The sequence below is a fragment of the Guyparkeria sp. genome (assembly GCF_046545975.1).
Lineage (GTDB): Bacteria > Pseudomonadota > Gammaproteobacteria > Halothiobacillales > Halothiobacillaceae > Guyparkeria.
This window is the reverse complement of sequence record NZ_JBKGYT010000010.1, coordinates 1-22753: the sequence shown is the minus strand read 5'-3', so window position 1 is coordinate 22753 and position 22753 is coordinate 1. Positions and strand designations below refer to the sequence as shown.

Annotated in this window: 22 protein-coding genes; 9 read left to right on the top strand and 13 right to left on the bottom strand. The window is 65.9% G+C overall.

Annotated elements, in window-relative coordinates; all coding sequences use genetic code 11:
• Entirely contained in the window at window positions 1–978 is a 978-nt protein-coding gene (gene rsgA, locus ACLFMY_RS01975; protein WP_410762837.1) for a ribosome small subunit-dependent GTPase A, read from the top strand.
• Window positions 979–992: 14 nt separating this feature from the next.
• Here rsgA and ACLFMY_RS01970 read toward each other — a convergent pair whose 3' ends face one another.
• On the bottom strand, window positions 993–1337 hold the full coding sequence (locus tag ACLFMY_RS01970) for a histidine triad nucleotide-binding protein (protein ID WP_410762836.1): 345 nt from the start codon (window positions 1335–1337) through the stop codon (window positions 993–995).
• A 265-nt stretch (window positions 1338–1602) separates the two neighbouring features.
• On the opposite strand from ACLFMY_RS01970, the gene ACLFMY_RS01965 reads away from it, so the two are divergent.
• The 4 genes from ACLFMY_RS01965 to ACLFMY_RS01950 all read left to right on the top strand — a co-directional run bounded on the left by ACLFMY_RS01965 (window position 1603) and on the right by ACLFMY_RS01950 (window position 6720).
• Window positions 1603–2775 (top strand): efflux RND transporter periplasmic adaptor subunit, encoded by a 1173-nt coding sequence (locus ACLFMY_RS01965; RefSeq protein WP_410762835.1) that lies wholly within the window; start codon window positions 1603–1605, stop codon window positions 2773–2775.
• A 68-nt stretch (window positions 2776–2843) separates the two neighbouring features.
• Entirely contained in the window at window positions 2844–5987 is a 3144-nt protein-coding gene (locus ACLFMY_RS01960; RefSeq protein ID WP_410762834.1) for an efflux RND transporter permease subunit, read from the top strand.
• A gap of 21 nt (window positions 5988–6008) precedes the next feature.
• Window positions 6009–6245 (top strand): DUF2798 domain-containing protein, encoded by a 237-nt coding sequence (locus tag ACLFMY_RS01955; RefSeq protein ID WP_410762833.1) that lies wholly within the window; start codon window positions 6009–6011, stop codon window positions 6243–6245.
• The gene (locus tag ACLFMY_RS01950) at window positions 6229–6720 is read left to right on the top strand and encodes a methylated-DNA--[protein]-cysteine S-methyltransferase (RefSeq protein ID WP_410762832.1); all 492 of its coding nucleotides are present in this window, start codon (window positions 6229–6231) and stop codon (window positions 6718–6720) included. Before ACLFMY_RS01955 ends, ACLFMY_RS01950 begins: the two co-directional genes overlap by 17 nt.
• Before the next feature lie 15 nt (window positions 6721–6735).
• Here ACLFMY_RS01950 and ACLFMY_RS01945 read toward each other — a convergent pair whose 3' ends face one another.
• From ACLFMY_RS01945 to ACLFMY_RS01935, 3 genes are read right to left on the bottom strand one after another with little or no spacing between them, the layout of a single operon-like run.
• Entirely contained in the window at window positions 6736–8145 is a 1410-nt protein-coding gene (locus tag ACLFMY_RS01945; protein WP_410762831.1) for a replication-associated recombination protein A, read from the bottom strand.
• Window positions 8146–8153: 8 nt separating this feature from the next.
• A complete protein-coding gene (gene lolA / locus ACLFMY_RS01940; RefSeq protein WP_410762830.1) occupies window positions 8154–8846 on the bottom strand; it encodes an outer membrane lipoprotein chaperone LolA in 693 nt (230 codons plus the stop codon).
• A gap of 50 nt (window positions 8847–8896) precedes the next feature.
• Complete coding sequence (locus ACLFMY_RS01935) at window positions 8897–11245, bottom strand: DNA translocase FtsK (RefSeq protein ID WP_410762829.1); 2349 nt, start codon at window positions 11243–11245, stop codon at window positions 8897–8899.
• A gap of 168 nt (window positions 11246–11413) precedes the next feature.
• Here ACLFMY_RS01935 and msrB point away from each other — a divergent pair, with 168 nt between their 5' ends.
• Window positions 11414–11809, top strand: a complete 396-nt coding sequence (gene msrB / locus ACLFMY_RS01930; protein ID WP_410762828.1) for a peptide-methionine (R)-S-oxide reductase MsrB — start codon at window positions 11414–11416, stop codon at window positions 11807–11809.
• A gap of 6 nt (window positions 11810–11815) precedes the next feature.
• Here msrB and ACLFMY_RS01925 read toward each other — a convergent pair whose 3' ends face one another.
• The 6 genes from ACLFMY_RS01925 to ACLFMY_RS01900 form a co-directional block, all read right to left on the bottom strand.
• Window positions 11816–12364: a stringent starvation protein B gene (locus tag ACLFMY_RS01925; RefSeq protein WP_410762827.1), complete on the bottom strand. Its 549-nt coding sequence runs from the start codon at window positions 12362–12364 to the stop codon at window positions 11816–11818.
• Window positions 12365–12369: 5 nt separating this feature from the next.
• Complete coding sequence (locus ACLFMY_RS01920; protein ID WP_410762826.1) at window positions 12370–12999, bottom strand: glutathione S-transferase N-terminal domain-containing protein; 630 nt, start codon at window positions 12997–12999, stop codon at window positions 12370–12372.
• A 108-nt stretch (window positions 13000–13107) separates the two neighbouring features.
• The gene (locus ACLFMY_RS01915; RefSeq protein ID WP_410762825.1) at window positions 13108–13845 is read right to left on the bottom strand and encodes a cytochrome c1; all 738 of its coding nucleotides are present in this window, start codon (window positions 13843–13845) and stop codon (window positions 13108–13110) included.
• On the bottom strand, window positions 13842–15053 hold the full coding sequence (locus ACLFMY_RS01910) for a cytochrome b (protein ID WP_410762824.1): 1212 nt from the start codon (window positions 15051–15053) through the stop codon (window positions 13842–13844). Before ACLFMY_RS01910 ends, ACLFMY_RS01915 begins: the two co-directional genes overlap by 4 nt.
• A complete protein-coding gene (gene petA, locus ACLFMY_RS01905) occupies window positions 15050–15655 on the bottom strand; it encodes a ubiquinol-cytochrome c reductase iron-sulfur subunit (protein WP_410762823.1) in 606 nt (201 codons plus the stop codon). The genes ACLFMY_RS01910 and petA overlap by 4 nt, the downstream gene beginning before the upstream one ends.
• Window positions 15656–15930: 275 nt before the next feature.
• Entirely contained in the window at window positions 15931–16686 is a 756-nt protein-coding gene (locus ACLFMY_RS01900; RefSeq protein WP_410762822.1) for a Nif3-like dinuclear metal center hexameric protein, read from the bottom strand.
• Window positions 16687–16836: 150 nt separating this feature from the next.
• Between ACLFMY_RS01900 and ACLFMY_RS01895 the strand changes: the two genes are divergently transcribed.
• Window positions 16837–18120 carry an MFS transporter gene (locus tag ACLFMY_RS01895; RefSeq protein WP_410762820.1) on the top strand — a complete coding sequence of 428 codons (1284 nt, stop codon included), beginning with the start codon at window positions 16837–16839 and terminating at the stop codon, window positions 18118–18120.
• Between the two features lies 1 nt (window position 18121).
• Here the strand turns inward: ACLFMY_RS01895 and ACLFMY_RS01890 are convergent, their stop codons facing one another.
• Window positions 18122–19657, bottom strand: a complete 1536-nt coding sequence (locus tag ACLFMY_RS01890; protein WP_410762818.1) for a Y-family DNA polymerase — start codon at window positions 19655–19657, stop codon at window positions 18122–18124.
• A gap of 86 nt (window positions 19658–19743) precedes the next feature.
• On the opposite strand from ACLFMY_RS01890, the gene lexA reads away from it, so the two are divergent.
• A complete protein-coding gene (gene lexA, locus ACLFMY_RS01885; protein ID WP_410762817.1) occupies window positions 19744–20367 on the top strand; it encodes a transcriptional repressor LexA in 624 nt (207 codons plus the stop codon).
• 39 nt (window positions 20368–20406) lie between these two features.
• Window positions 20407–21126 carry a hypothetical protein gene (locus ACLFMY_RS01880; RefSeq protein WP_410762816.1) on the top strand — a complete coding sequence of 240 codons (720 nt, stop codon included), beginning with the start codon at window positions 20407–20409 and terminating at the stop codon, window positions 21124–21126.
• 15 nt (window positions 21127–21141) lie between these two features.
• Here the strand turns inward: ACLFMY_RS01880 and ACLFMY_RS01875 are convergent, their stop codons facing one another.
• Together ACLFMY_RS01875 and ACLFMY_RS01870 are read right to left on the bottom strand one after the other, a co-directional pair.
• The gene (locus ACLFMY_RS01875) at window positions 21142–21921 is read right to left on the bottom strand and encodes a M48 family metallopeptidase (protein ID WP_410762815.1); all 780 of its coding nucleotides are present in this window, start codon (window positions 21919–21921) and stop codon (window positions 21142–21144) included.
• Between the two features lie 202 nt (window positions 21922–22123).
• Window positions 22124–22753, bottom strand: a 630-nt coding sequence (locus ACLFMY_RS01870) for an ATP-binding cassette domain-containing protein (RefSeq protein WP_410762814.1), incomplete at its 5' end; no start/stop codon positions are given.

Sequence of the window (22753 nt, the reverse complement as noted above, 5' to 3'; positions counted from 1 at the left end):
ATGGCCCGGGGACCGAAGCTCACCAAGCAGCAGCAGCGCCATGTCGACCGTCGTCGGCGCGTCGGGCGGACACCGTCCGGCGACGACCTGCTGGCCGGGGTCGTGGTGGCCCACCACGGACACGACCTCCTGATCGAGGACGATGCGCGCGAGCTTCACCGCGGCCGGGCGCGGCGGACCGTGGGCCGCCTGGCCACCGGCGACCGGATCCGGTGGTGCCACGACGACCACGGACACGTGATCGTCGAAAAGCGCGAGGAGCGAAGCAATCTGCTGGTCCGACCGGACGCCTACGGCAAGAAGAAGCTGATGGCGGCGAACATCGACCAGGTCATCATCGTCACCGCCCCCCTCCCCTGGATGAACCCCGAGGTGGTCGAACGCACCCTGGTCGCGGTTCTCGCGCTCCCTGCCCGGCCACTGATCCTCCTCAACAAGGCGGACCTCCTCGGCGAGACCCCACCCGGCGAACTCGAGGAAATCGAGGCGGCGCTGGCCCTGTGGCAGCGTCTCGGGTTCGCCGTCATCCGCACTTCCGTGAAGACCGGCGAGGGCATGGACGAGCTGAAGTCCGAACTCGCGGGTCGTAGCAGCCTCATGATCGGCCTGTCGGGCGTGGGCAAGACCAGCCTGACCCGAGTAATCACCCCGCTGGCCGGCGATGCCGCCGTCGGGGAGATATCCGCTTTCAACCGAGAAGGCATGCACACCACCCGCACCAGCACCCTGTACCGTTTCGCCGACATGCCCGGCGGGCTGATCGATGCCCCGGGACTCAGGGACTTCCCGATCGATCAGGTGCCGGAAGCGGTGCTCGATGACGCCTTCCCCGAGATCGCCGAGGCGGCCCGCTACTGCCGTTTCAACGACTGCCGCCACCGCAACGAACCCGGCTGCGCCGTCCGCGCTGGGGTCGAGGAAGGGACAATCCTTGCCAGGCGGCTCCGTCAGTACCAGGAGCTGCTGAAGACGGACTGAGACTCAGGACGACCTCAGCCCGGCGGCCACTGCATCGCCCGCCCGCCGAGCAGGTGCAGGTGCAGGTGATAGACCTCCTGGCCGCCGTCGCCGTTGCAGTTGAACACCGTCCGGTAGCCCGACTCGGCAATGCCCTCCTCGGCCGCGATCTGCGCGGCGACGGTGAACAGCTCGCCGACCAGCTCCCGGTCTTCCGGAGCGATGTCGTTGACCGTGGGAATCGCCTTCTTGGGGATGACCAGCACATGCACCGGCGCCTGGGGATTGATGTCCCGGAATGCCAGCACCCGGTCGTTCTCGAAGACGATGTCGGCCGGGATCTCCCGGTTGATGATCTTGCTGAAGATGGTCTCGCTCACCGTGGATTGCTCCTTTTGACGTGAATTTTCGCGGAATCTAGCCTAGCGTATCCGGGCGCGCGCCGCGCAGTGGACCAATCGGGCCATCACCTCCGCCCGCCCGCGAGCGAATTCCTTTGCTGGCGGGGATACTCGTTAGTACACTATCGTTTTTCCGAATCCTGGAAGAAGCCGGGTCCACGACGGTGACTCATGCTGCCGTCGACCCGGCATTCGGCAAGAATCAAGACCGGCATCGCCCGGACAATCTGATCGGTGAATCCCCATGTCGACCGCATTCCGTACTTCTTCGCTGACCGCTGGACGCGCCCGGCTCATCGTTCCGGTCGCTCTGATCCTGGGCTTGAACGGCCAGGCGTGGGCCCAGCAGGGTGGCGACCGTCCCGCCCCCAAGGTGCCGGTCGTCCAGGTCGAGCCGACCGACGCCCAGGTGTTCAAGACGTATACCGGTCGAACCGAGGCGAATCGCCACGTGGAGGTACGCGCCCAGGTCGACGGGATTCTCGAGGCCAGGGAGTACGTCGAGGGCGACCGGGTCGAGGAAGGCGATACGCTGTTCCGCATCGATCGTCGCCCCTACCAGGCCGCGGTCAACGAGGCTCAGGCCGACGTGGCGTCCGCCCAGGCCACGCTTGCCGCGGCTCAACGCGACTGGCGACGTGTCAGCTCCCTCTTCGAGCGCGGCGTGGCAAGCGAGAAGCAGCGCGACGATGCCCGTTCGGCCCTCGAGACCGCCCAGGCCAAGGTCGAGGTGGCCAAGGCCCGGCTGGAGTCGGCCGAGATCAACCTCGACTACACCGATGTCACTGCCCCCATCCCGGGCGTCGCGGGTCGGCGGGCGGTCGATCCGGGCAACTTGATCGGCGTCGGGGATCGCCTGGTCAGCATCGAGGAAATCGATCCGATCCAGGTCACGCTGTCTTACCCGGTGGACGACCCGTTTGCCGACAGGTCGGCACTCAATCCCTCCACGGAACGGAAAACACCGGCCGAAATCGCTGACCTCACCGGTCCCGAAGGCGAGACGATCACCGGTGAACTGGATTACCGCAGCTCCAGCATCGACCGCGGAACGAACTCCATCCAGCTGCGCGGCATTTTTGACAACCCCGGTGACGTGCTGAGGCCGAACCGTTATGTGCGAGTGCGTCTGAAGGTCGATGAAGTCGAAGACGCGGTCATCATCCCGGAGTCCGCGATCGGCACCGGCGCCGAGCCCAACAGCACGGTCGTGTTCGTCCTGGACGACAAGGACAAGGCCGACCGGCGTCGTGTCGAACTCGGCCCCAAGAGCGACCAGGGACGCATCGTCGAATCCGGCCTCGAGCCAGGCGACCGAATCATTATCGACGGCCTTCTCAAGGTCCGCCCGGGCAAGCCGGTCGACCCGCAGGACCCGAAGGACGACCAGGATCGGAAAGACGACAACGGAGACTGAACCGCGTCTAGCCCTTTCCACTCAACCTGCCCGTGACGCCCTCCTGACGAGGGCATCGGAGACCCCCGATGTTTTCCAAGTTCTTCATTGACCGCCCGATCTTTTCCACCGTGCTGGCGATCGTGATCATGATCGCGGGCGGCGCGGCCTTCACGGGCCTTCCCATCGAGCAGTATCCGGAGATCGTCCCCCCCGAAGTCGAGGTCCGGGCGACCTACGCCGGGGCGGATGCCGGCACGATAGCCGAATCCGTCGCCGCACCGATCGAGCAGGCGATCAACGGCGTCGACGACATGCTGTACATGACGTCGGGCAGTTCCGATGCCGGGGAGATGAACCTTTCCGTGACCTTCGCCACCGGCACCGACCCGGATCAGGCCACGATCGACGTCAACAACCGCGTGCAGCGCGCCCTGCCCCAGCTTCCGCAGGAGGTGCGCGATCAGGGCGTGGTGGTGAACAAGAAGAGCAGCTCGTTGCTGATGGTCATCACCCTGATCTCCGAGGACGAGGAGTTCGACACCAAGTTTCTCAGCAACTACGGGCTGATCAACATCATCGATTCGCTCAAGCGGGTACCCGGGATCGGGGATGCCCGACTGTTCGGCGCACAGGACTACTCCCTTCGGGTCTGGTTCGATCCGGCCAAGCTGGCCCATTTCGACCTGACCCAGGACGATGTGGCCGAGGCGATCAGCGAGCAGAACGCCCAGTTCGCCGCGGGCAAGTTCAACGACTCGCCCAACAAGGAAGGTGAGGGATTCACCTACACGATTACCTCCGAAGGGCGCTTCAGCGAGGTCGAGGAGTTCGAGAACATCATCATCGGCTCCTCGGAAGAAGGCGGCACGTTACGACTCAAGGACGTGGCGGAAGTCGAACTGGGCACCAAGACCTACGGATTCAACGCCACGTACAACGGCTCCCCTTCCGTCCCGATGGGTCTCTACCTCGCCCCCGGGGCCAACGCCATGGACACGGTGGCGGAGGTCCGCGAGCAGATGAAGGAGCTGTCCGAACGCTTCCCCGGCGACATGGACTACCGGATTCCTCTGGACACGACTGATTTCGTGCGGATTTCGATCGAGGAGGTGCTCAAGGTATTCCTCGAGGCGCTGATCCTGGTCACGCTGGTGATCTTCGTCTTCCTGCAGAAGCCTCGAGCCACGATCGTCCCGTTGGTCGCGATCCCGGTCGCATTGATCGGCGCGCTTGCCGGTCTTTATCTATCCGGGATGTCGATCAACCTGCTGACCCTGTTCGGCTTCGTGCTGGCGATCGGCATCGTGGTCGACGACGCGATCATCGTGATCGAAAACGTCGAACGCCTGATGCGAGAAGAGGGTCTCGGCGCCCGGGATGCGTCGATCAAGGCGATGGAACAGGTCACCGGCCCGATCGTGGCCACCACGCTGGTCCTGCTGGCCGTTTTCGTCCCCGTGGCGTTCATTCCCGGCCTGGCCGGCGAGATGTACCGTCAGTTCGCCGTTGCGCTGTCCATCTCGGTCGTGCTTTCCGGCGTCGTCGCCTTGACTCTCACCCCGTCGATGACCGCCCTGCTGCTGAAGGATCACAAGGAAAAGAAACCGGTTCTGCCTTTCCGCATCTTCAATCGCGGCTTCGATGCCTTCCGCAACGGCTACATGAAGCTGGTGCACTTCTTCCTGGTCGCCTGGCCGATCGGGCTGCTGATCTTTGCCGGCGTCGTGGTCGCCGCGGTGTTGCTGTTCCGCAGCACGCCGACCGGTCTGGTGCCCGAGGAAGATCCGGGTTATTTCATCTCAACATTGAACCTCGATCCGGCCGCGAGCCTAACGCGTACCAACGAGGTCCGGGATGAATACTCGTCGATGATCCGCGAGAACCCGGACGTGCACATGCAGGTCGCCTTTGCCGGCTTCGACCTGCTGGCCGGCACTCAACGCCCGTACAAGGGTGTGGCCTTCACGCGCATGAAAGACTGGTCGGAACGCCCCGATGATGACCAGAGCGTCCAGGCCACAGTCAAGAAGGCCATGGGAGCCGGCAGCCAGATCGAGGAAGGTCAGGTTATGGCCTTCGTTCCACCGCCGATCCGCGGCATGTCGACCACCGGCGGCTTCGAGGCCTATCTGCAGCAACGCGGGTCGGGGGACGTCAAGGCGCTGGCCGAGGCGGCCAATGCTCTTGTCGAGGCGGCCAACAAGCGCCCGGAGCTCGACGGTGTGCGCACCACGTTCGTCGACAAGACGCCCCAGTTCCGCATGGATGTCGACCGGGAACAGGCCTACGCGCTCGATGTGCCTGTCGCCGCCGTGTTCCGCACCATGCAGGGCACGTTCGGTACTCGGTACATCAACGACTTCACGCTTTACGGTCGCAATTTCCAGGTCAACATGGCGGCTGACGCCGATTTCCGCGCGGAGCCGCAGGATCTCGAAAATGTCTTCGTCCGCAGCGGCAACCAGCAACTCGTACCGATCAGCTCCGTGGCCAACCTGACCCGTACCACGGGGGCGGACGTCATCGACCGTTTCAACATCTTCCCCGCCGCCAAGATCATGGGCAACCCGGCCGAGGGCTATTCGTCGGGCCAGGCTCTGGATGCCATGCAGGAGGTGATCGACGACACGCTCGCCGGCGGCGACTACACCCTCGGTTGGGTCGGTTCGGCCTTCCAGGAACTGTCCAGCGGTTCCGCCGGAGCGATCGCTTTCCTCCTCGGCGTGATCATGGTGTTCCTCATCCTGGCCGCCCAGTACGAGCGATGGTCCCTGCCCTTTGCCGTCATCACTGCGGTGCCGTTTGCCGTGCTCGGCGCACTGCTCGCGATCTGGATGCGGGGCCTGAACATTGATATCTACTTCCAGGTCGGTTTGCTGGTTCTTATCGCGATGTCGGCGAAGAACGCCATCCTCGTGGTGGAGTTCGCCTCGAAGATGCACATCGAGGATGGTCTTTCGATCAAGGAAGCCGCCCTCAAGGCCGCCCGTATCCGCTTCCGTCCGGTGATCATGACCTCGATGGCCTTCATTCTCGGCGTACTGCCGCTGGCCCTGGCTACCGGCGCCGGCGAGGCGGCACGCAACTCGCTTGGCACGCCCATCGTCGGTGGCATGATCCTCGCCACCTACGTCGCGATCCTGTTCATCCCGATGTTCTTCGAACTGCTGCAGACCGGCACCGAGAAGCTGTTTCCCGGCAAGCGCAGAAAAGCCGAGCATGCAGAATAGGCGCAACGAGGAGGCTATGCCGTGATCTTTCCTGCACGTCTGTTCCACGTCGTCTTCTCCCTGCTGATGTCGCTGGTGATGGCGACGTTGATGACGGCGATCGTCACCTTCATCAACACGGGAGCGGAGCCGGGCTACGCGGGGCGTTTCGCCCATGCCTGGATCATCGCCTGGCCGATCGCCTTCACCATCGTGCTGTTCACCGCCCCGCTGGTGCGGCGCACGGCCGGCGTGCTGATCCGTGAACCGGGCCACTGAATACGCCGTGGCGCTCGGGGACACCGGCCTTCACGCCGCCTTGAGCATTCGTAATGACGCGGTGACGCGCATCCGGCTGACAATGGAGAGCCGGGCATCGGGAGAAATGACGGCGAGTGCGGTGAGCGGGTCGGTGATCGAGGCGCTACGCAACTGGCCGGACGCAGGCAGGGCCGTCGACTGGCTGGATGACCCGGCCTTTCCGCCGATCGGGACGGCGTTTCAGCGTCGGGTCTGGCGGGCGCTGTGCGCGCTGGCCGTCGGTGAAACCGTCAGCTACGGGGAGGTGGCCGCCCGGATCGGGCAACCGGGCGCGGCGCGCGCCGTGGGTCAGGCGGTGAATGCCAACCCCTGGCCGCCACTCGTCCCCTGCCATCGGGTGCTGTCCGCCGGTGGCCACCTGGGCGGCTATGCACTGGGCACCGGGATCAAGCGCAAACTGCTTCGCATCGAGGGTGTCGAACTCGAGACCTGATTCCCGTCCCGGCGCTCACCCGCTGCGGCGTTCTCCTGCACCCGCCGCTTCGTCACGCTCGTCCCAGTGCGCCATCCGCTCGGCGATCATGCGCTCCAGCCCACGCTCGACCGGCTGGTAATAGCGCTGATGGGCGATGCCATCGGGCAGGTAAGTCTCGCCGGCGGCGTAGGCATCGGGCTCGTCGTGGGCATAGCGATACCCCTTCCCCCAGCCTTCCCTTTCCATCAGAGACGTCGGTGCATTGCGCAGGTGCATGGGCACCGGGTCCGAACCCCGCTCCCGGACCGTCGCGAGCAGCGCGTTGTGGGCCTTGTACACGGCATTGCTCTTGGGGGCGACCGCCAGGTACATGGCCGCCTGCGTGAGCATCAGTTCCCCTTCGGGTACACCGAGCCGGTCGTAGGCGGTCCAGGCGTTGAGGGCGATTTCGAGGGCGCGAGGATCGGCGTTGCCGATGTCCTCGGAGGCGATACGTACCAGGCGGCGGGCGAGATAGGCCGGGTCCGCCCCGCCATCGAGCATGCGCAGCAGCCAGTAGGCCCCGGCATCCGGGTTCGAGCCACGAATCGACTTGTGCATCGCCGAGATCTGGTCGTAGAACTCGTCTCCGCCCTGGTCGAACCGTCGCGGCGACTGCTGCACCAGCGCCTCCAGGGTGGCCTCCCCGACGATCCTTTCCTCGCCGTCGTCCGACTCGTCGGCCAGCTGGGCGGCGAGCTCCAGCAGGGTCAACAGCCGCCGGGCGTCGCCGTCGGCGGTGGCCACCAGGCGTGCCCGGATCGCCGGCTCGATGCGCAGCGGCACGCCCCCTGTCGTCTCGACCACGCCCTGCGGGTGCGCCAGCGCCCGGGAGAGCAGGCGTTCCAGCGCCTCGTCGTCCAGCGGCTCGAGCCGGTAGACCCGCAGGCGCGACAGCAAGGCATTGTTCAGGGAAAAGGAAGGATTCTCGGTGGTCGCACCGACCAGCACCAGCACGCCCCGCTCGACCGAGGGCAGCAGCTGGTCCTGCTGGGACTTGTTGAAACGGTGGATCTCGTCGAGGAACAGGACCGTCAGCCGACCGTTGGTCGCGCGACGGTCCTTCGCGGCCTGGATGACACCGCGCAACTCGCGCACGCCGGCCTCGACGGCCGACATGTAGACAATCTCCGCGTTGAGTCGATCGGCATACAGGCGCGCCAGGGTCGTCTTGCCCACCCCGGGCGGCCCCCAGAGCAGGCAGGAATGCGCCTGCCCCTTCTCCATGGCAACCCGCAACGGCGCGCTTTCGCCCACCACGCGAACCTGCCCGGCGAACTCCTCGATCGTCTGCGGCCGCATCCGATCGGCCAAGGGGCGGAATGCACGCGCCGGTTCAGGCGCCGAGGGCCCGGAAGCCTGCGCCGACGGCGTGTCACCGAAAAGATCGTCCTGCGGCCCCATCGACTGCCCTACTGCATCCGTGGCGGTTCCCGGGCCTCGACCACGTCCACCCCTTCCGGCACGTCGAAACGGAAGCGGTCGTCGTCCACGGGCCGGTTGAACTGCCGTTGTGAGAGGACGACGCGGGTGGTCTGATCGAGCTGGTCGATGAAGCGCATTTCCTTGAGCCCCGAACCGTCCAGTCCCAGCAGGACCTCGCGGAAATCCCCGCTTTCCTCGCGTGGCTCGAGAGCGAACCAGCTCAACTCGCCGTCGTCACGACCGAGTTCACGAATGCGGAACACGTCCTCGATCGGCCGGTCGCCCATCAGTATGGCGATGGGGGCCGCCGTGCCCGAATCCAGGGGGGAACGGGTCGCCTGGCGAAGATCGGGTTCGTAGACCCAGAGCGTGCCGCCACTCGCGGTGAGTTCCTGGACGTGGGGGGTCTCGTAACGCCAATGGAAACGGTCCGGCCGGGCAATCGCAAACTTTCCGGCCGATTCGCGGGCGACGTTACCCCGGGAATCGATGCGGGCCTGCTCGAAATTCGCGGCAAAGGTTTCGATCGAGGCGAGGGAATCGACCAGCTCGTCGGTACTGCCGGGCGGTTCGGCAGCGACGCCAGACAGCCCGGACAGGCTGAATGCCATCACCATGACCACCGCGAGCAGCGGGCTCGAAAACCGGCGAAGGAGGACAGAACAGGGATTGTTGGTCATGGGTCACCACGCGAAAGAAAAGGGAATGCGGAACGGGTACCGGCGGCGGATCAACCCGGCGGCGGTGGTGGCGCGAGCACTTCCCTGCTGCCATTGGCCCCCAGGGAGCCGACAATGCCGTCCTCTTCCATCTGCTCGACCAGCCGGGCCGAGCGATTGTAACCAATCTTGAGACGTCGCTGGACGTAGGAAATCGACGCCTTGCGCGATTCCGTGACGATCGCCACGGCCTGATCGTAGAGCTCGTCGACCTGTTCGCCGTCCGGGCGCACCGGCTTCTCGCCGGGAAGCGTCACGTTGGCGGCCGTCTCCTCCGAAAGGACCTCCTCGACGTACTCCGGTTCCCCGAGGGTCTTCAGCGCCTCGACCACACGGTGGACCTCGTCATCGCTGACGAATGCCCCGTGGACCCGCATCGGCATGCCACTGCCGGGCGGCAGGTAGAGCATGTCACCGTGGCCGAGAAGATGCTCGGCGCCCATCTGGTCGAGGATGGTGCGCGAATCGACCTTGGAGGACACCTGGAAGGCAATCCGCGTTGGGATATTCGCCTTGATCAGCCCGGTGATCACGTCCACCGAAGGCCGCTGGGTGGCGAGTATCAGGTGGATACCGGCGGCGCGGGCCTTCTGGGCCAGGCGGGCGATCAGCTCCTCGACCTTCTTGCCGACCACCATCATCATGTCGGCAAACTCGTCGACCACGATGACCAGATACGGCATGGGCTCCAGGGTCGGCGGCGGCAGATCCGGGTCCAGCGCCTCGGCATGGTTGTAGAACGGATCCTTGATCGGCTCGCCCCGCTGGATGGCCGCGCGGATCTTCTCGTTGGCACCGGCGATGTTGCGCACGCCGAGGTGCGCCATGAGCTTGTAGCGACGCTCCATCTCGCCCACGGCCCAGCGCAGCGCGTTGGAGGCGTCCTTCATGTCGGTAACCACGGGGGCCAGCAGATGGCCGATGCCTTCGTAGACCGACAGCTCGAGCATCTTGGGATCGATCAGGATCAGCCTGACTTCCTCCGCCGTCGCCTTGTAGAGCAGACTCAGTATCATCGCGTTCACGCCCACCGACTTGCCGGAACCCGTCGTCCCGGCGACGAGCAGGTGAGGCATGCGGGCGAGATCGGCCATGATCGGTTCGCCGCCGATGTCCTTGCCCAGCGCCACGGTCAGCGGGGAACGGGCGTCGCGGTAGCGCTTCGATTCAAGAAGCTCCCGCAGGGCGATGATTTCCCGGGAAACGTTGGGGATCTCCAGACCGACGGTCGACTTGCCGGGAATGACTTCCACCACGCGCACCGAGACGATCGACAGCGCCCGCGCGAGGTCCTTTGCCAGATTGGAGATCTGGCTCACCTTCACCCCGGGTGCCGGCTGGAGCTCGAAGCGCGTGATCACCGGGCCCGGATGGGCGGCGACGACCTCGACCGAAACACCGAACTCCGACAGACGTGCCTCGATCACTTCCGACATGTGCCGGAGTTCGTTCTCGTCGAACCCCGCGGACTGATGGACCGGACGATCCAGAAGTTCGAGGATCGGCTTGCCGTCGGCCGTGCCCAGTTCCGGCTGGGGCGACTTTTGCTTGCCGCTGCCTTTTGCCGCATTGCCGGCCGGCGGCCTCGGGGGCGGTGCGGACACGGACTTCCGTGCCGGCGGCGGTGTCACGGTCTTCTTCGGCACGGCCGGGCGCCGCTTGCGCTTCTGCTCGACTTCCGCGTAGCTGGCACCGATCTCCGGGATGGGGTCCGGGGCACGTTTGCCACCGAAGGACAGCCGGGTGGCAAGCCACGTTGCCCCCGCCCGGACCAGCGAGATCGTCCTGAGCAGTGCGGCGCCGATCAGGTCGAACAGTGCAAACCAGGAAAGGCCGGTCGTCGCCGAAATACCGAGCATGGCAAGACCGAGCAGCACCAGGGTGCTGCCCAGTGCGCCCAGCATGCGAACCAGCCCGTCGGCAAGCACCAGGCCGACGACCCCACCGGCAGATAGGCCCGCGGGTGCCTCGAAAGGCGCATGGTTGATGGCAGACAGTACACTCACGCACAGCACCAGCAGGACCGCGCCGATCGTCTGCGTGGCAAACATCAGATCCAGCCACGGATCCCCGCGACGGGCGCGTCGGAAGGTACGCCACAGCAGCGGCAGGACGGCCGGGATCACGGCGTAGGCACCGAATCCCAGCAGATAACGGGAGAAGTCGGCCACGTAGGCGCCAACCAGGCCGGCGGCATTCTGCACCGACTGGCTGCCCGTGGAGCTGAAGCCGGGGTCTGCGGCATCATAGCTGAGCAGAGCGACCAGATAGACACCCAGCAACAGCGCGATCACGAGCAGCACGAGCTCGAGTAACGCCAGTTGCGGACGGAAGATGGCGGGCTTGGTCAATCCGGGCATCCTGTTCAGCCTATCCTTTTCCTGCTCAATGGGTTATTGCATTTTCCTGCAGTGGAAGATCCACATGCGGATGATACCCGAGAACCACAATCGTCACCAAGGTACTCCGTCTCGACTCGGGCGGTCTATGCTGACGACAGAACATCCATCAAGGGGAGAACGGGCGAGATGAGCAATGACGAGTGGCGCGACAAGCTGACCGGGGAACAGTATCGCGTCTGTCGCCTGGGCGGCACGGAGGCCCCCTTTTCCGGAGAGCTGAATGCCGAGAAGCGTCCCGGGCGTTATCGTTGCGTGTGCTGCGGTACCGAACTGTTCGACTCGGCAGCCAAGTTCGATTCGGGAACGGGGTGGCCGAGCTTCTTCGAGCCCGCGGACGAGGATGCCCTGACGAGCCGCCGCGACACCAGCCACGGCATGATGCGGACCGAGGTGCGCTGTGCCGGCTGCGACGCCCACCTGGGGCACGTGTTCGACGACGGCCCGGCCCCGACGGGGCGGCGCTATTGCATCAACAGCGTCTGCCTGCAGTTCGAACCCGATTCCGACCGGAAGCCGACGTGATCCCGCTTACTTGATCACCCGCAGGCTCGGCCCGCCCTTGCCTCCGCCGCCGGGCGGGGGGTCGTCCGGGTCATCATCGTCCGGCGAACGGTCGGACCGGCCTGTCTTTTCGTTGGTGGTGGTCTCGTCGATGGCCTGATCCGCCCCGTTGTCGGGCACGGCCCGCAGATGGGCCCCCTTTTTCGCCGTCGGCTTCTCGGGATGCATCGGGGCGCTCGCGCCCTCAGCATCCGGAAAGGTCTCGCCGGGCTCGTCGGGGAAGGTGGCCCCCTGCCCCGTATCCCGGTCGACGATCGCCCGGATCGCGTGCATGGGCACGTAGATACGCTCCGGCTGGCCGGCGAAGCGTGCCTCGAACGAGATGCCGCTGCGGTCCATGTGAAAATCACGCACGGCGTTCGGGCCGATATTCAGCTGGATGTGACCGTCCTCGACAAAGGCGGTGGGCACCATCACGCCGTCCGCCCCGGCATTGACGACGAGATGCGGGACGTGGCCCTGGTCGACGATCCAGTCGTAGAACGCCGGCACGAGGTAGGGACGCTTGGAAAGCATGGAACTCAGTAGCCTTCGCGCATCTCGCGCTCCACCTCGGTCAGGCTTGCCTGGAAGGTGGGCCGACTGAACACCCGGTCCATGTAGTCGAGGATCGGCTTGGCGCCGGGTCCGGAGAGCTCGATGCCGTACTTGGGCAGGTACCACAGAAGGGCCGCCAGGGTAACGTCCGCCAGCGAGAACTCCTCGCTCATGAAGAACGGCATGGCGGAAAAGATCGGGGCGGCGGAAAGCAATCCTTCCTTGAGTTGCTTGCGGGCGCGCGCCACGGTCTTCTCGCCCCGTTCGAACTCCGGCAGCAGGCCGTACCAGTCCTTCTCGATCCGGTACAGCGCCGTGCGCACCTTCGCGCGGCTGACCGGGTCGACCGGCATCAGCGGCGGATGAGGGAAGCGCTCGTCGAGATATTCCATGATCACGCGTGCGTTGGTCAGCACCAGGTCACGATCGGCGAGTACGGGCACGGTTCCTTCCGGGGAGAGATCGTGGAAATCCTCGGGCGGTTCCTGCTCGGACAGGTCGATGATCTCGGCGGTGAGTTCCTTCTCCGCCAGGACGATCCGGGTACGGTGACAGTCCGGGGAGTCCGGGCTGGTGAACAAGGTCATGACCGAACGACGATTGACGGTCGCCATTGGCGCCTCCCATGGTGCAATGGTTAAAACGCAATGATAACAAAAACCCGGCCTCGGGGCCGGGTTCGCGGGACGTTCAGGCAGGCACTCGCTGCCCCTGAAGCGCCATCAGTGCTTGATGTCGCGCCAGTATTCCTTCTTGAGCAGAAACATGATCAGCGTGAAGATGAACAGGAATGCCAGCACGTACGGTCCGTACTGGTGACGCTTGAGCGCGGCGGGCTCGGCCATGTAGACCATGAACGCCGTCAGGTCGCGCATCTTCTGCTCGAAGTCCTCCTCGCTCATGCTGCCGGCCCGTTCCGGCGACTCGAGACCCACGAGCTCCTTCTCGTCGCCCTTGGTCTCGTAGACCGGCTGCTTGAGCCCCTGCTCGGAGGCGAGCACGTGCGGCATCCCGACCAGCGGGAACACGGCGTTGTTGACGCCCCAGGGTGTGTCGGGGTCCTCGTAGAAGCTGATCAGGTAGGTATAGATCCAGTCGGCTCCCTGGGCGCGGGCCGTGAGCGTCAGATCCGGCGGGGCGACCCCAAACGTTTCCTCGCCGTAATCGCCCGGCATGTTGGTCTCGATCACGTCACCCGGCTTGCTCAACTCCGTGGGCATGAGCTTCGCCAGCTGCTCCTCGGTCAGCCCGAGATCCTCTCCGATCCGCCCGAAGCGCATCATCTTCGCGCTGTGGCAGGTCGCACAGCTGTCCATGAAGGTCTGGGCACCCCGATACAGGGACGCCTTGTCACCCAGGTCCACCTGGGCGTCCTCCAGCGGAACATCGCTGCTCGCCGCCTTCGCGTTCGGTGCGCCCAGCAGGCCAATCACGATCATGAAAAAGGTAAAACGCATCATGTCAAACGCTCCGGCACGGGCTTGGTTCGCTCCCCACGACTGATGAAGTACAACGCGATGAAGAAGCCGAAATACACGGCAGAAAGGGTCTGGGCGGCCAGCGTCGTCAGCGCGGTGGCCGGCTGGGTACCCAGGTAACCCAGGCCGATGAATGCCGCGGCAAACAGGAACAGGTTCACCTTGAACGCCGGCGAGCGGTAGCGGATCGAGCGGGTGCGGTTGCGATCGATCCACGGGAGGACGAACAGGATCAGGATGGCGACCACCATGGCGACCACACCGAGGAACTTGTCCGGCACGGCGCGCAGGATCGCGTAGTGCGGGGCGAAGTACCAGACCGGGGCGATGTGCTCGGGTGTCTGCAGCGGATCGGCCGGAATGAAGTTCGGATGCTCCAGGAACAGGCCTCCGCCTTCGGGCCAGTAGAAGACCACGATGGCGAAGAAGAACATGAACACGCCCAGCCCGAACAGGTCCTTGACGGTGTAGTACGGGTGGAACGGAATGCCGTCGACCGGCTTGCCCTGGTTGTCCTTCTTCTCCTTGATGTCGATGCCGTCGGGGTTGTTCGACCCGACCTCGTGCAGCGCCATGATGTGGCCGCCGATCAGGAACAGGAGTACCAGCGGCAGCGCGATGACATGGAGCGCGAAGAAACGGTTCAGGGTGGCGTCGGAGACGACGTAGTCACCCCGGATCCACAGCGCCAGGTCCGGGCCGATGACCGGGACGGAGCTGAACAGGGAGATGATCACCTGTGCCCCCCAGAAGGACATCTGTCCCCACGGCAGCAGGTAGCCCATGAAGGCCTCGGCCATCAGCACCAGCAGGATCAGCACGCCGAAGATCCAGACGAGCTCGCGCGGCTTCTTGTAACTGCCGTACATCATCCCGCGGAAGATGTGCAGATAGACGGCGATGAAGAAGAACGACGCGCCCGTCGAGTGCACGTACCTGAGCAGCCAGCCCCATTCGACATCGCGCATGATGTACTCGACCGAGGTGAAGGCGTTCTCGGCCGAGGGCTTGTAGCTCATGGTCAGCCAGATGCCGGTGACGATCTGCAGGACGAAGACCACCAGCAGCAGCGAGCCGAAGTAGTACCAGAAGTTGAAGTTGTGGGGGACGTAGTATTTCGCCAGGTGCGCGTTCCAGAAACGCGAGACCGGCAGGCGATCGTCCACCCATTTGCCGAGATTACTGATCATGCCGACTCCTCCTCGGTCCCGCCGACCGTGATGATGTCCTCGCTGGCGTAGACGTACTGGGGCACCTCGAGGTTGGTCGGTGCCGGAACGCCGCGATAGACCCGCCCGGACATGTCGAACTTCGAACCGTGGCAGGGGCAGAAGAACCCCCCCTTCCAGTCCTCGCCGAGATCATCGGGGGCGACTTCCGGGCGATAGGTCGGCGCGCAACCCAGGTGCGTGCACAGGCCCACGATGACGAGGAAGCGTTCGTTCTCCTCGCGGGCGCGGAAGCGATTGACCGCGAAATCGGGCTGCTGGGTGACCTTGGCGGATTCCGGATCCCTGAGCTTGTCCTCGACGTCCGCCAGGGATTCGAGCATCCGGTCGGTGCGATGCACCACGTAGACCGGCTTGCCGCGCCAGGAGACGGTGGTCATCTGTCCGGGTGAAAGCTTGCCGATATTCACGTCCACCGGCGCACCGGCCGCCTCGGCCTTGGCACTGGGCTGGAAGGAACTCAGGAACGGCACGGCGGCAAAGCCTACGCCCACCGCGCCGACCGCCGACGCCGCGCCGGTCAGGAACCGGCGTCGAGCCGGGTTGGAGGGAGAGTCAGCCATTGTTACGTCGTACTCCTCGAAGTTTTCCGTCGATCGAACAGGGCGGGTGTCCTCGGTACCCGACCGCTCGCGTTTCTGGCGGGCATCTTGAGCTTCCCTGCACCCGCTCGCCTGCCGGTGGATCACCGCATATCGCGTGCGGGAAAAACCCGATGCACAGGATCTGCCGTTTTACGGCGGAGCTAGTTTAAGCACTCGGTCCGGGGGGTCAAACAAGCCGGCTTAATACCTTGCCGAAGCCCTTTATGACCCGGCATGAGCGGGTTTCATACTGCTCATGCCGGGTTGTCTATGTCGATGAATTGGTGGGAAATGCCGAACTCCGCTGCCAGGCGTTCACCGAGCAGACGCACGCCTCCCGTCTCCGTGGCATGGTGCCCGGCGGCGAAGTAGGTGACGCCGGCCTCGCGCGCCATGTGCGTGGTTCGCTCGGAGATCTCGCCCGAGATGAAGGCATCCAGACCCAGGTCGATAGCGTCGCCGATCATGTCCTGCGCCCCGCCGGTGCAGATGCCGATACGCCGGATCTCGTGGTCGGGACCCACGACCAGCGGAGACCGGCCGAGCCGCTTCTCGATCCGCGCAGCCATGTCTCCGGTGGTCACCGGGCTTTCCATGCGCCCGCTCACGGCAAGGGACTGGTGTCCGAAACGACCGGTGACGTTGACACCCAGTTCCCGGGCAAGCCAGGCGTTGTTGCCGATCTCCTCGTGTCCGTCCAGCGGCAGGTGGTAGGCGACGAGGTTGATGTCATGCGCGATCAGTGTCGCCAGTCGGCGGCGCTTCATCCCGGTGAGCACGTCGGGCTCGTTCTTCCAGAAGTAGCCATGATGAACGAGAACGGCGTCGGCACCCTGCTCGACCGCGGCATCGAGCAGGGCCTGGCAGGCCGTCACGCCTGTCACCACCCGACGCACCTCCCGCCGGCCCTCGACCTGCAGGCCGTTGGGCGCATAGTCCCGGTAGTTCTCGGGCTCGAGCAACTGTTCGCAGAATCCAAGCAGGTCCTGGATATCGACCGTATCCGTCATGCCATCCTCTCGCGGTTTGATCCGGTGAATTCGGAAGATGGTAACGGTAGCACGTCCGCCGACGATCACCCGGCCCGCTCAGCCGCGGTTTCGCCGATGCCGCCGGCATGTTCCAATGCGGCCACCATCCGCAAACAGCCCCCGAGCCCGATGCCGCACCCCGACCCGGTCCGCCTGCTTTCCCGTCGCTTCCTGCCCTACTTCCTAACGCAGGCGCTGGGTGCGTTCAACGACAACGCCTTCCGCTTCTCGGTGATGTTCATGCTCACCTATCGCATCAGCACGGACGAGTCGGTCAACGTGGACGTGCTGATGAACCTGGCCGCCGGGTTGTTCATCCTGCCCTTCCTGCTGTTTTCCCCGATGGCGGGACACCTGACGGACCGGGTCGACCAGGCCCGGCTGGCCCGCATCCTCAAGGGGACCGAGCTGGCGCTGATGTGCCTGGCGGGTGTGGGCTTCTGGCTGCAGAGCGTGCCGCTGCTGCTGGCGCTCGTGTTTCTCATGGGCACGCAGTCGGCATGGTTCGGTCCGCTCAAATACGCGATCATGCCGCGGCACATCCCGGCCGACCACCTGATGCGGGCCAACGGCTGGGTTACCGCGAGTACCTTCGTCGCCATTCTCGGCGGTACCCTGACGGGCGGGTTGCTGGCGGCAGCCGGCGAGATGGCGGCCCTGTGGGCCAGCCTGGTGGTGATCGCCGTGGCTATTGCCGGGGTGATCGCAGCGCGCCTGATTCCCGCAGCCCCGGCGCTGGACACGGTTTCCTCGCCTGCCGGACCGATCCGGAGCTGGTACCTCAACTGGCGCCTGCTGCGGCGCCAGCCGGCGGCACTGCACCAAGCGATGTGGCTGATCAGCTGGTTCTGGTTCGTCGGCGCGGGCTACCTGACCCAGTTCCCGCGCTTTTCCCGTGAATGGCTGGGACTGGGGGCCGACGGGGCAACCGGCCTGCTCGCCTTGTTTGCGCTGAGCATCGGGGCCGGGGGGCTGGCCGTGGGGTATCTCTCGTCGGGGCGTCCCCGCCTGGGACTCGCTCCGTTCGCGTCGCTCGGGGTGGCGGTCGCGGCGCTGGACTGGTACCTGGCCGCATCGGTTGTCGGGCAGTCGCCGAGCCTGCTGCGCATCGGCCTGGACATCGCGGCCACCGGTTTCTTCGCGGGCATGCTGGTCGTGCCGCTCTACAGCTACCTGCAGACGCGAACCACGGCATCGCGGCGCGCCCGGATCATCGCCCTGCTGAACGTGCAGAACGCGCTGGCGATGGTGGTCAGCAGCCTGCTGGGCATGGTGCTGTTCGCCTGGTTCGACATCCAGTTGCCCACCTTCTTCCTGCTGTTCGGTGGCAGCGGCTTGCTCGTCAGCCTGATGCTGTGGTGGAAGTGGCGGGGACTGCGCCCCGGCTCCGCAGGTGCCCGGGGGCACCCCTGAATCACCCTCCCAGCCCGGACAACCGCCAACACCCCTCCCCCTCCTCCGCCGCCAGATCCCGCCTCAGCCAGACCGAACGGCCGTCGGCGAGGTCGGCGGGACGATAGTCGGCCGTCTCCGGCACCGCTTCCCACCAGTTCGTCTGGATGCGCTCCGTCTCCCCCCATCGCTCGATCGGCTCCCTGACGGGATCAAGGGACTCGAGCCACCAGAACGGCCGGGCCGGGCGGACATCGCCGCCCCGGTCGGCATGCGTCCTTGTCTTCCGCTGGCCGGGAGCAAGCCGGCCACTCTGACGGCTCGGCACGATGGCGGGCAACGGCTGCACCCGGGTGACGGCCCGATCCCCCAGGCGGGCTGTCAGTCGATGCCAAAGCGAGCGCTCGTTACGCTCCCGGTCGGCCGCATCCTCGAACAGGGCCACCTGGCCGGGCGATGGCCGGATGAAGCGCTCGGCCCGTATCCAGATGCGGGTGACCGGCGCCAGTTCGGTGAATGCCTGCAGGCGCAGACGCAACTGATCCATCCAGATGCGTTCGTCCCACCCGCCTTCTGCCGTTCGCACGTCCAGTGGTGTCGGGGGCCCGGACTCGTGGTAGAGCATGATGCCGAAGGCATCCACCGCCAGTTGTCGTCGCCGCAGGAAGCTCGCCAGTTCGACCAGCAGACGTCGCGACAGGAGCAGCAGGCGTTCGACCCCGACGGCCGGATCCCACAGGCCGATCTCCCGCTCGAAACGCAGTGGTGGCGTGATGCCGGGCAACTGCCAGTCGCGCTCGGCGAACAGGCGATCGACATCCTCGAGCAGGCGCGGCGAGGAGCGCATGGCCACGCCATCCCGCGGCAGACGCCGCAACTGCCCCAGGGTCGACAGTCCCATTTCCGTGAACCGGAGAATCCAGTCGGCCGGCCAGTCGAGCGCCGTCAACGGCAAGCGACAGACGGCCTCGATCTGTCGCCGGCGGTCCCGGACGCAGGCGTCCCGTTCACCGCCTCCCCTTGCCAGCGCCCAGGCCACCCGCGGGTGGGGGGCCACCGCCGACCGAACGACCAGGCCCTGCGAGCGAAACTCGCGCAACACGCGCTCGAGCAGCCTTTCCAGACCGTGGAACAGGGTCGTGCTTCGGCCGATCTCGAGAAGCAGGCCGGGCGCGACCTCGGCCTCCGGGCGACAGACCCGCGAGGTGTACTGCATGGCAATCTCGCCGAGACCCTCGATCCAGTGCACCACGGCGGCCTCGTCCGACTCCAGGAAACGCAGTTCCGCGCCCCCGGTCGACGACGCGTCGCGAAAGCGCGACTGCGCCACCAGCCGCGTCTGGCCGGGCCGCACGCCGCAGCGGGTGGCGGCGGCATTGACCGCCTTCACGCAAGGCACCCCGGGGCGGCGCTCGACCAGTGCCGCCGGAGGCCTGACAAAGCGGTCTTCCTCCGGGCAGCGCGACTCGAACCAGGCCTCCGGAAAACGCAGGGCCAGCCAGAGAGGCTCCTCTCCCGGCGACGCCTTTCTTGATGCGGATGCGGCGGTATTGCTCATGGGAACTCGACGGACAGCGGTGGATTCGATGAACACTGTCCATATTTACAGTACAATCATGCCAAAGCAACCACCGGGGGTTCACGATGACCGAGCAGGAACCGACGCCTCGCCTCACGCCACGACAGGCCGAGATACTGGCCTTCATCCGGGACACCATCGACGAGACCGGCATGCCGCCGACGCGCGCCGAGATCAATGCCGCGCTGGGCTTCCGTTCCCCCAATGCGGCCGAGAGCCACCTGCGCGCCCTGGAGAAGAAGGGCGTGATCGAACTGCTGGGCGGGCGTTCGCGCGGGATTCGCGTGCTGAATGCCTCCCGCAGGGACGAACTGGCCGTGGTCGGGCGCATCGCGGCGGGCAGCCCGATCCTCGCCGAGGAGCACGTCGAGACCCGGGTGCCGGTCAACCCGACGCTGTTCCGGCCACGGGCGGACTATCTGCTGCGCGTCCGGGGCATGAGCATGAAGGACGTCGGCATCCTCGACGGCGACCTGATCGCCGTGCACCGCACCGAGGAAGTGACCAACGGCCAGATCGTGGTGGCCCGGCTGGCCGACGAGGTCACGGTCAAGCGTTATCGGCGCCGGGGAGCGAAGGTGCAACTCATCCCGGAGAACCCGGAGATGTCGCCGGTCGAGATCGACCTGCGGCGCGAGGAGCTGATCATCGAGGGTCGCGTGGTGGGCGTCCTGCGGACGCTCGACTGACCGGCGCGGCCCGCAACGGCTAACGGACGGGGGTGGATCATGGGACAGCAGGCAGTGTCATCGAGCGGTATCGCGGACCTGCTCGCCCGCCATGACATCTGGCGCGGACGACAGGCGGGGCATTCCGACCCGGCGACATCGCCCTACCCCACGGGCTGGCAGGCGCTCGACGCGATGCTCGGCGGTGGCTGGCCCCGGGAGGGACTGATGGAACTCTACAGCGGCCATCCACTCCACTCGCGGCCCATGCACCCGCTCGGCAGGCTGGGGACCGGCCCGATGTCCGATTACCGGGCCTGGTGCCGGTCCTCACTCGGCTTCGGCGTGATGGATGTCCTCCTGCCGCTGCTGGGCGAACTGACGCGAGACCGGGGCGTGGCGCTGGTCAACCCGCCGGCCCGCCTGTGTGCCGAGCGTTGGCAGCGCGGTGGCGTGATGCTGGACTCCCTGCTCCTGGTCGAACCGGAAACCCCGCGCGAACTCGGCTGGGCCGTCGAGGAGATCCTGCGCAGCGGGGTCTATCCGCTCGTGCTCGCCTGGCTTCCCCCCATTGGCTTTGCCCTGAGGCGGCGCCTCAAGCTGGCCGCCGAGCACGGTGGCTGCTGCCTCTTCACCCCCTACCCGGTGACGAACAACACCCCGGCCAGCCCGGCCCGGCAGCAACTCGTCATCCGGCGCGAGGCGGCAAACGAACTGGCCGTGCGCAGTCTCAAGCCCTTCCACCCCCGCGAGATCCGGCTGGCGTTCTCGGAACAGTGACCCGGCACCGCGCCGCTACCGGCCGCCTGCCGCCTGCTGGTAGATCGGCATCACGCGCGGAATCGCGCGTTGCAGCGCCTCGATACGCCGGCCGCTGTCCGGGTGGGTGCTGAGCCATTCCGGGCCGGCGCTCCCGCCCTCCTGCTGCATCTTCCGCCACAGGCTCACCGCCGCTCGCGGATCGAAGCCGGCCCGGGCGGCGAGCAGCAGACCGACCTCGTCCGCCTCGCTTTCCATGCGCCGACTGTAGGGCAGGCCCACCGCGACCGTGGCCGCCTGGCGGGCCATCTCCGCCGTGCGGGCATCCAGGCCGCCGAGTGCCGTGGCCATGGACAGGCCCAGCTCCTGGGACATCGCGATCGACATCTTCTCCCGCGTGTGGGCGGAGACGGCATGGGCCACCTCGTGGGCGATCACCTGGGCCAGCTCGTCGTCGGTGGGTCGAAGGCGCTCGAGCATGCCGGTGTTGACACCGATCTTGCCCCCGGCCATGGCGAAGGCGTTGATGCTGTCGTCACGGAACACCCGGCTTTCCCAGCTCCAGCGACTGGCCTCCGGATGAATGCGAACGGCATGCGGGATGATCCGCCGGGTAATCCCGGCGACGCGACGGCTCGCCGGATCCGAGGGCGACAGCACATCCCCTTTCTCGGCCATCTGGGCATAGGCCTGGTAGGCCATCTGGTTGGCCTGGCCTTCGGGCATGATCATCAGCTGGCTGCGCCCCGTGACCGGGTGCGTGGCGCAGCCGGTCAGCCAGACGAGCAGCGTCAGCAAGGCGAACGGACGTGACATCGTTTCTCCCTCCCTCCAAGAACCCTCTGCACGAATAGTAATACCGCTCTGCGTGCCTTGAGGGCGGACGACTCCGTAAGCCAGAGTGAAATTACCGTTCGTTCGTGCAGAGGTTCCCCCAATGAAGAACGGCCGGGAGCGCAACACGCTACCCGGCCGTTCCCGGTGCCCCACGGACCGCAACCGGTCCGGACGAGACGATTCAGCCCGCCAGTCGGGTGTACTTGATCCGCTTGGGCTGGTCGGCGGCGTCGCCGAGGCGCTTCTTGCGGTCGGCCTCGTACTCCTGGAAGTTGCCCTCGAAGAACATCACCGAGCCGTCGTCCTCGAAGGCGAGGATGTGCGTGGCGATCCGGTCGAGGAACCAGCGGTCGTGCGAGATCACCAGCGCCGAGCCCGGGAAGTCCAGCAGCGCGGTCTCGAGCGCCCGCAGGGTCTCGACGTCCAGGTCGTTGGTCGGCTCGTCGAGCAGCAGCACGTTGCCGCCGGATTTGAGCAGCTTGGCCAGGTGGACGCGGTTGCGCTCACCGCCGGAGAGGTCCTTCATGAACTTCTGCTGGTCCTGGCCCTTGAAGTTGAAGCGGCCCAGGTAGGCGCGCGAGGGCATCTCGAACTTGCCCACGGTGATGTGGTCGTAGCCGTCCGAGATCTCCTCCCACACCGTCCGGGTGTCCTCCATGTCCTCGCGGGACTGGGAGACATAGGCCAGCTCGACGCTCTCGCCGATCTCGATGCTGCCGGCATCCGGCTTTTCCTCGCCGATCAGCATGCGGAACAGCGTCGACTTGCCCACGCCGTTCGGGCCGATGATGCCGACGATCGCCCCCTTGGG